Raw genomic sequence first — 9767 nt, forward strand, 5'->3', positions numbered from 1 at the left:
CGAGGTCGTCGCGGCGTTCGCGCAGCGGGTCGCGCGCTTCCACCAGCGCGGCCAGGTCGCAGGCCAGCGCGGTTTCGCGCGGGTCGCGCGGGGCCTTGAGCATGGCGGCCAGGCGCGGGTGCGTGCCCAGCGCCAGCAGGTCGCGGCCGAAGGCGGTGATGCGGCCGTCGGCGTCGAGCGCGTCCAGGCGCTGCAGCAGTTCGCGCGCGGCGCCGAGGGCACCGGAGGGCGGCGCGTCCACGAAGCGCAGCGAGGCTTCGCCCCAGGCCGCCAGTTCCAGCGCAAGGCCGGCCAGTTCGACCTGGGCGATCTCGGGCGTGCGCATGGGTTCGAGCCGCTGCGACTGCGGCCACAGCCGGTAGGCCCAGCCCTCGGCGACGCGGCCGGCGCGGCCGGCGCGCTGGTCGGCCGAGGCCTGCGAGATGGCCACGGTTTCAAGCCGCGAGAAGCCGGAGTTCGGGTCGTAGCGCGGCTCGCGCGCCAGGCCGGCGTCGATGACCACGCGCACGCCGGGCAGCGTGACCGAACTCTCCGCGACGTTGGTGGCCAGCACGATGCGGCGGCGGCCCTGCGGGTCGGGCGAGAGCGCGGCGCTTTGCGCGTCCACCGGCAGGTCGCCGTGCAAGGGCAGCAGCACGGCATCATGCGCGGCGGCGGTGTCGGCGAGCGCGGCCTGGGCGTCGGCGATCTCGCGCTGGCCGGGCAGGAACACCAGCAGGTCGCCGGGGTGTCTTGCCAGCGCTTCGGCAATGCAGCGGCGCAGCTGGGCGCTGGCGAGTTCGTCGCGGCGCGCGGGGAAATGCGCGACGGTGACGGGGTAACTGCGGCCGGCGCTGGTGAGGCGCGGGGCGTCGAGGAAACGCGCCAGCTTTTCGCCGTCGAGCGTGGCCGACATCACCACCAGGCGCAGGTCGTCGCGCAGCTGCGACTGCACGTCCAGCGCCAGCGCCAGGCCCAGGTCGCCCGCCAGGTGCCGCTCGTGGAATTCATCGAAGAGGATGGCCGCGACGCCTTCGAGCGTCGGGTCGTCCTGGATCATGCGGGTGAGGATGCCCTCGGTCACCACTTCGATGCGGGTGCGCGGGCCGACCTTCGATTCGAAGCGGATGCGGTAGCCCACGGTGTCGCCGGGCGCTTCGCCGCGCTGCTTCGCCATGAAGCCGGCGGCGGCGCGCGCGGCCACGCGGCGCGGTTCGAGCATCAGGATGCGGCCGTCGCCGCGCCAGGGCGCGTCGAGCAGGGCCAGCGGCACCTGGGTGGTCTTGCCCGCGCCGGGCGGCGCCTCGAGCACCAGGCGCGGGTGCGCCGCCAGGCTTTCCAGCAGGCCCGGCAGCAGTTCGGCGATGGGGAAATCGGGGCGGGCGGCGGTCGTCACCGCCATAGGCTAGTGAGCGCGGCGGGTGGCGTCGAGCCGCGGCGGCGCGGTGCGCCGCGGAAGCAACGCCGGCGAGGCGGTTTCCTGCAGTTCGCGCACCGGCTCGAGCGCGTCCAGGCAGGCGCGCTGCAGGGCATTGATGTCGTTGCGCATCTGGCTGCCATTGCCCCGCACCAGCAGCACGCCGTTGCTGCCCTGCCGCCAGTCCACCCAGGGCGTGAATCCGAAGGCGCCGGGGCTGGACACGCGGGTGGTGGCGCCGTGCACGTCGCGTTCCTCGACCCACTGGCCCAGGCCGTAGCCCTGGTCGGTGCGGGAGTCGGGGCTGTCGGCGATGGGCAGGCCGACGGTGCGGTCGCGCGCCATCACGGCCAGCGTCAGTGGGGAGAGGAAGGCTTCGCCGTCCACCTCGCCGCCGGCCAGCACCATGTCCACCACCCGCGAATAGTCGGCCAGGGTGGAGCGTGCGCCGCCGGCGATGCGCGGGTTGGCGTTGGGCACGTAGCCATGGCGCACGGCGGCGGCGGTCCAGTCGGTGCCGGTGAGCCCGAGCGGAACCACCATTTCGGCCTGGAAGATCGCGTCCCAGCTGCGGCCGGTGGCGCGCTCGGCCAGGGCGCCGGCCACCTGCATCGAATTGCCGCCGTAGGCGAACACGCTGCCCGGCGCCCAGGCCAGCGGCCGGGCCAGGATCTCCTGCGCGCACTGCTGCAGGGTAACGCCGCGCGCCGACAGGCAATCGGCCTCGTCGGTGGCGATGCCGCTGGTGTGGGAGAACAGCTGGTCCACGGTGATGCCGCGCACGGCCGCCGGTGCCTCGGGGAAGTAGTCGCCCACCGTGCTGTCCCAGCGCAGTTCGCCGGCTTCCACCAGGCGCGCCAGCGTCAGCGCCGACAGCCATTTGCTGGCCGAGGCGATGGGTACGCGCGTGGCTTCGTCGTAGGTGCCCACGTGGCGCCGGTGCACTTCGCCGGTGCCGGTGGCCAGCCGCAGCGAGGCGCCGGGCAGGGCGTAACCGGCGACCAGCGCGTCGGTGGCCGCGTCGGCGTCGCCGAAGTCATGCAGCGGGCGGGCCGGGACGCCGGCGGCCAGGACCAGCAGGGCGGCGAGCAGCAGGGGGCGGGGGGTGCGCATGCCCGCCATAACGCCGGCGCGACGGCGCGGTTGACGCCGGCCCGGTAAAATCCCCGCCTCACCCGCGGGAATCGGCATGGACCTGATTGATATCGGCGCCAACCTGGGCCACGAAAGCTTCGACCACGACCTCGACGCCGTGCTGGCCCGCGCCCGCGCCGCCGGCGTGAACCGCCTGGTGGTGACCGGCGCCAGCCGCGCCGGCTCGGTGCGCGCGCTGGAACTGGCCCGGGCCCATCCCGGCCTGCTCTGGGCCACGGCCGGCATCCACCCGCACCACGCGGTGGAATGCACCGCGGAAGGCATCGCCGAGCTGCGCGCGCTGCAGGCCGAACCCGAAGTGGTGGCGGCCGGCGAATGCGGCCTGGACTACCACCGCGATTTTTCCCCGCGCCCGGCCCAGCGCAGCGCCTTCGAGCGCCAGCTGGAGCTGGCGGCGGAAACGAAGCTGCCGCTGTTCCTGCACCAGCGCGACGCGCACGGCGACTTCATGGGCATCATGAAGGAGTTCGAAGGCAAGCTCGGCCCGGTGGTGGTGCACTGCTTCACCGGCACCCGCGCCGAGTGCTTCGACTACCTCGACCAGGACTGGCACGTCGGCATCACCGGCTGGCTGTGCGACGAACGCCGCGGCCGGCACCTGCGCGAATTCGTGAAGGACATCCCGGCGCACCGGCTGATGGTGGAAACCGACGCGCCCTACCTGCTGCCGCGCACCGTGCGGCCGATGCCCAGCCACCGGCGCAACGAGCCCATGTACCTGGCGCACATCGTCGAAGAGCTGGCGCGCGACCGCGGCGAAGCCGTGGAAGCCACCGCCGCCGCGACCACGGCGACGGCGGCGGCGTTCTTCCGGCTGGCCTGAACCGCCGCGCTCAGCTTCGCAGGCCGACGCCGCGCTTGAGCAGCCACAGGCCCAGCGCCGAGAGCGTGACCACGAAGAACAGCATCAGCGCATAGGCCGTGGCCATGGGCACGTCGCTCTGGCCCAGCAGGCCGTAGCGGAAGGCGTTGACCATGTAGAAGATCGGGTTGAGGTGCGTGGCCGTCTCGGCCCAGCCCGGCAGCAGCTTCACCGAATAGAACACGCCGCCCAGGTAGGTCAGCGGGGTCAGGATGAAGGTGGGCACGATGGCGATGTCGTCGAACTTCTTCGCGTACACCGCGTTGACGAAGCCCGCCAGCGAGAAGATCACCGCGCCCAGCACCACCGTGCTCAGCGTCACCAGCGGGTGCGGCACGCGCACCTTGGTGAACAGCATGGCGATGGCCAGCACGATCGCGCCCACCATCAGGCCGCGCAGCACGCCGCCGGCGACGTAGCCGCCCAGGATCACCCAGTTCGGCATGGGGCTGACCAGCAGCTCTTCGACGTGGCGGCCGAACTTGGCGCCGAAGAAGCTGGAGCTGATGTTGCCGTAGGCGTTCTGGATGATGGCCATCATCACCAGTCCCGGTACGATGAAGTCCATGTAGCTGATGCCGTCCATGCTGCCGATGCGCGACCCGATCAGGTTGCCGAAGATCAGGAAGTACAGGGTCATGGTGATGGCCGGCGGCACCAGGGTCTGGCCCCAGATGCGCAGGATGCGCGCCACTTCGCGGCGGGCGATGGTCTTGATGGCGACGAGGTTGGGATGGCTCACGCGGCTTGCTCCGGCTGGCCGGTGAGGCGCACGAACAGCTCCTCGAGGCGGTTGGACTTGGTGCGCATCGAGCGCACGCGGATGTTGGCGGCGGCCAGCGCGGCGAACACGCGGTTGAGGTCCATCTCGCGCGGCATTTCGATGTCCAGCGTGTGCGCGTCCTCGGCCAGCAGGGTGGCGCCCTCGATGGTGGGCAGCGTGGCCGGCAGCGTGCCGTCGATGTCGAGCAGGAAGCCTTCGACGTCGAGCTTGGCCAGCAGCGTCTTCATCGGGCCCTGCTCGATGATGCGGCCCTTGTCGATGATCGCCAGGTTGCGGCACAGGCTCTCGGCTTCCTCGAGGTAATGCGTGGTGAGGATGACCGTGGTGCCGGCGGCGTTGACTTCCTTGAGCGTCTTCCACATGCCGCGGCGGATCTCGATGTCGACGCCGGCGGTGGGCTCGTCGAGGATCAGCAGCTTCGGCCGCGTCATCATGGCGCGGGCGATCATCAGCCGGCGCTTCATGCCGCCCGAGAGCGTGCGCGACATCTTGCGCGCCTTGTCCCACAGCTGCGCCTTCTTCAGCTCTTCCTCGGCGCGCACCAGCGCCTCGGCGCGCGGGATGCCGTAGAAGCCGGCGTAGTTGACCAGGATGTCGAGCGGCTGCTCGAACATGTTGAAGTTGATCTCCTGCGGCACCAGGCCCACCAGGCGCATCGCCTCGGAGCGGTTGGCGTGCAGGTCCACGCCGAACACCTTCACCTCGCCGGCGCTCTTGTTCACCAGCGAGCTGGTGATGCCGATCAGGGTGGACTTGCCGGCGCCGTTGGGGCCGAGCAGGGCGTAGAAATCGCCGGGTTCGACGCGCAGCGAGACGCCCTTGAGGGCTTCGACGCCGTTGTCATAGGTCTTGCGGAGATCGGTGATCTCCAGCGCGGGAAGGTTTGGCATGGGGCTCCTGGCGCCCGTCGACGCTGCGTCCACGGGGGTGGGGCCGTATTATAGGCACTTGCCGCCCCGGGCCCCGGGACCGCGGCGGTACGCAGTGTTTCCCAACCCGGAGCAAGCTTTTGGCCATCGTGCACTTCCCCCTTCGCCTGGTCGGCAGCCGCATGCTGGCGCCTTCCGTGCGCCACCTCGCGTTCGCGCGCGACGACGGCCAGCCGCTCGATTTCATCCCCGGCCAGTTCATCCAGGTCCATTTCAACTACCCCGACGGCACGCCGACCAAGCGCAGCTATTCCCTGGCCACCATGCACGACCACGCGCTGGGCCCGGGCGAAGCCATCGAGATCGCGGTGAGCTACGTGCCGGGCGGCGCGGCCACGGCGCTGTTCGAGGCGCTCGACGAGGGCCAGCAGATCCAGGCCTCCGGCCCCTACGGCCGCTTCTGCCTGATGCCCGCCGACGCCAACCGCCGCTACCTGCTGGTGGCCACCGGCACCGGCGTCACGCCCTACCGCGCCATGCTGCCGAAGCTGGCCGAGCTCATCGCCAGCCGCGGCGTCGAGGTGGTGCTGCTGTTCGGCTGCCGCACCCCGGCCGAACTGCTGTACGGCGACGACTTCCGCGCCTTCGCCGCCGCCCACCCGGGGTTCCGCTACGTGCCCTGCTTCAGCCGCGAAATGCCGGCCACGCCGCACCCGGACGACCGCCGCGGCTACGTGCAGGACGCGCTGGCGGAATTCGCCCCCTCGGCGGAAGGCGACATCGCCTACCTGTGCGGCAACCCGAACATGGTGGACGCCAACTTCGAGGCCCTGAAGGCCGCCGGCCTGCCGGTGCCGCACATCCGCCGCGAGAAGTACGTCAGCTCGAAGTAGCGCCCGGGGCTGTCACGTTCCGGCCCCCGCCGGCGTCTGTCATCCTGAAGGCCGATCCGGCCGTGGAATGGGAGCGCCATGAAACCCCTCTTGTTGACCGTGGCCCTGGCGGCCGCGCTGGCCACCCCGGTGGCCGGTGCCCGCACCCTGGGCAGCCTTGAATTCACCCCCTGCGAACTGGCGCAGCCCGGCACCGGCGCCACCACCCGGGCCGAGTGCGCCGTGCTGGAAGTGCCCGAGAACCCGGCCGAACCGCAGGGCCGCAAGCTTTCGCTCAAGGTGGGCCTGGTGGCGGCGCGCGCCGCCGAGCCGCAGCCCGACCCGGTGCTTTTCATCGCCGGTGGCCCGGGCCAGTCGGCCACCGAGAGTTACCCGTCCATCGCCGGCGGTTTCGCCCGCCTGCGCGAGAAGCGCCACGTGCTGTTCATCGACCAGCGCGGCACCGGCGGCTCGCACCGCCTTGCCTGCGATTTCCCCGACGAACTGGCCGAAGCCGCCGCCAGCACCGAAGTGCAGGTGCAGATGGCGCGCGACTGCCTGGCCAGCCTCGACGCCGACCTGGCGATGTACACCACCAGCGTGGCCGTCACCGACCTCGAGGCGCTGCGCCAGGCCCTGGGCGCGCCGAAGCTCAACGTGTACGGCGGCTCCTACGGCACGCGCGTGGCGCAGGAATACGCGCGCCAGTTCCCCGACGGCGTGCGCAGCCTGGTGCTCGACGGCGTGGTGCCGCCGGAGCTGGCGCTGGGCAGCGAGCACAGCGTGAACCTCGAAGCCGCGCTCAAGGCCCTGCTGGCCCGCTGCGCGCAGCAGCCCGCCTGCGCCGAAGCCTTCGGCAAGCCCTACGACACGCTCTACGCCCTGCGCGACCGCGTGCGCGCCGCGCCGGAAGCCGTGGCCGCGCGCGACCCGCGCACCCACGCCGCGCGTGAAATGCGCTTGGACGAAACCGCGGTGGCCGCCATCGCCCGCCTGTTCGCCTACACGCCGGAAACCGCCTCGCTGCTGCCGCTGCTGCTGCAGGAAGCCAACGCCGGCCGGCCGCAGTCGCTGGTGCAGCAGGCGGCGCTCGTTTACGACTCGCTGGTGGGCCAGATCAACCACGGCATGCAGCTGTCGGTGATCTGCGCCGAAGACGCGCCGCGGCTGGAAGCGCGCGAGCAGGACGCCAACCTGATCCTGGGCAACGCCATCGTCGGCGTCACGCTCAACCAGTGCAGCGTCTGGCCCAAGGGCCCGGTGTCGGAAGGCTTCCGCGAGCCGCTGCGCACCGACATCCCCACCCTGCTGCTGTCCGGCGAATTCGACCCGGTCACGCCGCCGCGCTACGGCGAACAGGTGCTGGCCTCGCTGGGCAAGGCGCGGCACCTGGTCGGCAAGGGCCAGGGCCACATCCTGCTCGGCCGCGGCTGCACGCCGAAGCTGGCCGCCAGCTTCGTGGACACGCTCGATCCCGCCGGCCTCGACGCCGGCTGCCTGGACGTGCTCGACGCCCCGCCCTTCTTCACCACCTACAACGGAGCCGAGCCATGATCGAAGTCCGTGATTTGCACAAGGCCTTCGGCAAGGTCCAGGCCGTGGACGGCGTCAGCTTCCGCGCCCAGGACGGCCAGATCACCGGCCTGCTGGGCCCGAACGGCGCCGGCAAGACCACCTCGCTGCGCATGCTCTACACCCTCATGAAGCCCGACAGCGGCCAGGTGGTGGTGGACGGCGTGGACGCGGCGAAGGACCCCGAGGCGGTGCGCCGCCGCCTGGGCGTGCTGCCCGACTCGCGCGGCCTGTACAAGCGCCTCACCAGCCGCGAGAACATCCGCTACTTCGGCCGCCTGCACGGACTGGACGACGCCCTGATCGCGCAGCGCACCGAGGCGCTGGCGCAGGCGCTGGAGATGGGCGACATCATCGACCGCCGCACCGAGGGCTTCTCGCAGGGCCAGCGGGTGAAGACCGCCATCGCCCGCGCGCTGGTGCACGACCCGCGCAACGTCATCCTGGACGAACCCACCAACGGCCTGGACGTGATGGCCACGCGCGCCATGCGCCGCTTCCTGCTGCAGCTCCGGGCCGAAGGCCGCTGCGTGCTGTTCTCCAGCCACATCATGCAGGAGGTCGCCGCGCTCTGCGACCGAATCGTCATCATCGCCCACGGCCGCGTGGTGGCCGAAGGCACGGCCGACGAGCTGCGCGCGATGACCGGCGAAACCAACCTCGAGGACGCCTTCGTCAAGGCGATCGGCACCGAAGAAGGACTGATGGCATGAAGCCGGCGATCACTGTTTTCCTGAAGGAAGTCACCGAGAACCTGCGCGACCGCAAGACGGTGTTCAACGCGCTGGTGATGGGCCCGCTGCTGGGCCCGCTGTTCTTCGTGATGATGATGAGCTTCGTGATCACCAAGCAGCTCGACAGCGCCGAGAAGCCGCTGGAAGTGCCGGTGGTCGGTGCGGAGCACGCGCCCAACCTGGTCGCCTGGCTGCAGCGCCAGGGCGTGGTGGTGCAGCCGGCGCCGGCCAACGCCGAAACCGCGGTGCGCGAGCGCGAGGCCAAGGCGGTGCTGCGCGTTCCCGCCGACTACGCCACGCGCTGGCGCGCCGGCGAGACCGCGCAGGTGGAGGTGCTGTTCGACAGCTCCGACCAGGACGGCCGGGCCCCGGTGGCCCGCCTCACCGGCCTGCTGGAAGCCTATGGGCGCACCCAGTCGGCGCTGCGGGTGGCGGCGCGCGGCCTGCACCCGGCGCTGCTGCAGCCGGTGGCGGTGGCCGAGCGCGACGTGGCCAGCACGCAGCAGCGTGCCGGCCAGCTGCTGAGCTTCCTGCCCTACCTGCTGATCCTGGGCGCCTTCCTGGGCGGCATGTACCTGGCCATCGACACCACCGCCGGCGAACGCGAGCGGCAGTCGCTGGAGCCGCTGCTGGCCAGCCCGGCCTCGCGCGCCGAGATCGTGCTGGGCAAGCTCGGCGCGACCTTCGGCTTCGCCATGGTGAGCATGATGCTGAGCCTGGTCGCCTTCGCGGTGGCCTTCCAGTACATCCCGCTCGACCGGCTGGGCATGAAGGTGGAGTTCGGGCCTGCGCTGATCCTGCGCGCGGGCCTGCTGATGGTGCCGCTGGCCCTGTGCTTCGCCGCGCTGCAGACGGTGGTGGCGGCCTACGCCAAGAGCTACCGCGAAGCGCAGACCTACCTGTCGCTGCTGATGCTGCTGCCGATGATCCCGTCGGTGATCCTGATGGTGTCGCCGATGAAGGGCGAACTGTGGATGGCGGCGGTGCCGCTGCTGTCGCAGAACGTGCTGATCATGGAACTGGCGCGTGGCGAAGTGGTGGAGCTGGCGCGCTTCGCGCTCAGCTTCGGGGCCACGCTGGCGCTGGCGGTGGCGCTGGTGTGGGTGGCGGTGCGCATCTACCACCGCGAGCAGCTGGCGGTGTCGGCCTGAGCCGGCGCCGCCCCCGCGCAGGCAAGAAAAAAGGCCCGGCGATGCCGGGCCTTTCCTTTTCCAGCGACCTGCCGCTTACGGGCGGAAGGTGAAGGTGCGGGTCAGCGTGGCCGGGCCGTCCATCGGCTCGAACTGCCAGCCGCGCACGGTGGAGATCACCTCGCGGTCGAAGGTGCCGCGCGGCTGCGAACGCACCACGCGGACGTTGCTGACGCTGCCGTCGGCGGCGATCGAGATCTCGACCGTCACTTCGCCGGAGACGCCGCTGCGGTAGGCCGAACGCGGGTAGGACGGCTGCGGCGCGCGCACGGCGACCGGGGTGCTGGCACGGGCCGGGGCCGGGGCGGCCGGCTGCACCGGCGCGGGCGCAGG

General features: G+C 71.5%; 10 protein-coding genes. 5 read left to right on the top strand and 5 right to left on the bottom strand.

Annotated features, from left to right (window positions below; translation table 11 throughout):
* Both hrpB and N790_RS02510 read right to left on the bottom strand, forming a co-directional pair.
* On the bottom strand, positions 1–1381 hold a 1381-nt coding region (gene hrpB / locus N790_RS02505; RefSeq protein ID WP_043800283.1), incomplete at its 3' end, for an ATP-dependent helicase HrpB.
* A gap of 3 nt (positions 1382–1384) precedes the next feature.
* Positions 1385–2509 carry a serine hydrolase domain-containing protein gene (locus tag N790_RS02510; protein WP_169742132.1) on the bottom strand — a complete coding sequence of 375 codons (1125 nt, stop codon included), beginning with the start codon at positions 2507–2509 and terminating at the stop codon, positions 1385–1387.
* 76 nt (positions 2510–2585) lie between these two features.
* On the opposite strand from N790_RS02510, the gene N790_RS02515 reads away from it, so the two are divergent.
* Entirely contained in the window at positions 2586–3374 is a 789-nt protein-coding gene (locus tag N790_RS02515) for a TatD family hydrolase (protein WP_043800288.1), read from the top strand.
* A gap of 10 nt (positions 3375–3384) precedes the next feature.
* On the opposite strand, the gene N790_RS02520 is transcribed toward N790_RS02515, so the two are convergent.
* Both N790_RS02520 and N790_RS02525 read right to left on the bottom strand, forming a co-directional pair.
* On the bottom strand, positions 3385–4155 hold the full coding sequence (locus N790_RS02520; RefSeq protein WP_043800290.1) for an ABC transporter permease: 771 nt from the start codon (positions 4153–4155) through the stop codon (positions 3385–3387).
* Positions 4152–5087: an ABC transporter ATP-binding protein gene (locus tag N790_RS02525; protein ID WP_043800292.1), complete on the bottom strand. Its 936-nt coding sequence runs from the start codon at positions 5085–5087 to the stop codon at positions 4152–4154. Before N790_RS02525 ends, N790_RS02520 begins: the two co-directional genes overlap by 4 nt.
* A gap of 119 nt (positions 5088–5206) precedes the next feature.
* On the opposite strand from N790_RS02525, the gene N790_RS02530 reads away from it, so the two are divergent.
* From N790_RS02530 to N790_RS02545, 4 genes are all read left to right on the top strand, one after another.
* Entirely contained in the window at positions 5207–5959 is a 753-nt protein-coding gene (locus N790_RS02530) for a ferredoxin--NADP reductase (RefSeq protein WP_281174824.1), read from the top strand.
* Between the two features lie 78 nt (positions 5960–6037).
* Positions 6038–7492: an alpha/beta fold hydrolase gene (locus N790_RS02535; RefSeq protein WP_084062536.1), complete on the top strand. Its 1455-nt coding sequence runs from the start codon at positions 6038–6040 to the stop codon at positions 7490–7492.
* Entirely contained in the window at positions 7489–8223 is a 735-nt protein-coding gene (locus N790_RS02540) for an ABC transporter ATP-binding protein (RefSeq protein ID WP_043800295.1), read from the top strand. Before N790_RS02535 ends, N790_RS02540 begins: the two co-directional genes overlap by 4 nt.
* Positions 8220–9395 carry an ABC transporter permease gene (locus tag N790_RS02545; protein ID WP_043800298.1) on the top strand — a complete coding sequence of 392 codons (1176 nt, stop codon included), beginning with the start codon at positions 8220–8222 and terminating at the stop codon, positions 9393–9395. The genes N790_RS02540 and N790_RS02545 overlap by 4 nt, the downstream gene beginning before the upstream one ends.
* Positions 9396–9470: 75 nt before the next feature.
* On the opposite strand, the gene N790_RS02550 is transcribed toward N790_RS02545, so the two are convergent.
* On the bottom strand, positions 9471–9767 hold a 297-nt coding region (locus tag N790_RS02550), incomplete at its 5' end, for an energy transducer TonB (RefSeq protein ID WP_156969900.1).

It is taken from the genome of Arenimonas malthae CC-JY-1 (genome assembly GCF_000747075.1).
In the GTDB taxonomy this organism is placed as follows: Bacteria; Pseudomonadota; Gammaproteobacteria; order Xanthomonadales; family Xanthomonadaceae; genus Arenimonas; species Arenimonas malthae.

What these genes read in the sequence shown, in the direction of transcription:
- N790_RS02510 (WP_169742132.1), bottom strand. Translation starts at nt 2,509, where the DNA reads ATGCGCACCCCCCGCCCCCTGCTGCTCGCCGCCCTGCTGGTCCTGGCC.
- N790_RS02515 (WP_043800288.1), top strand. Translation starts at nt 2,586, where the DNA reads ATGGACCTGATTGATATCGGCGCCAACCTGGGCCACGAAAGCTTCGAC.
- N790_RS02525 (WP_043800292.1), bottom strand. Translation starts at nt 5,087, where the DNA reads ATGCCAAACCTTCCCGCGCTGGAGATCACCGATCTCCGCAAGACCTAT.
- N790_RS02535 (WP_084062536.1), top strand. Translation starts at nt 6,038, where the DNA reads ATGAAACCCCTCTTGTTGACCGTGGCCCTGGCGGCCGCGCTGGCCACC.
- N790_RS02540 (WP_043800295.1), top strand. Translation starts at nt 7,489, where the DNA reads ATGATCGAAGTCCGTGATTTGCACAAGGCCTTCGGCAAGGTCCAGGCC.
- N790_RS02545 (WP_043800298.1), top strand. Translation starts at nt 8,220, where the DNA reads ATGAAGCCGGCGATCACTGTTTTCCTGAAGGAAGTCACCGAGAACCTG.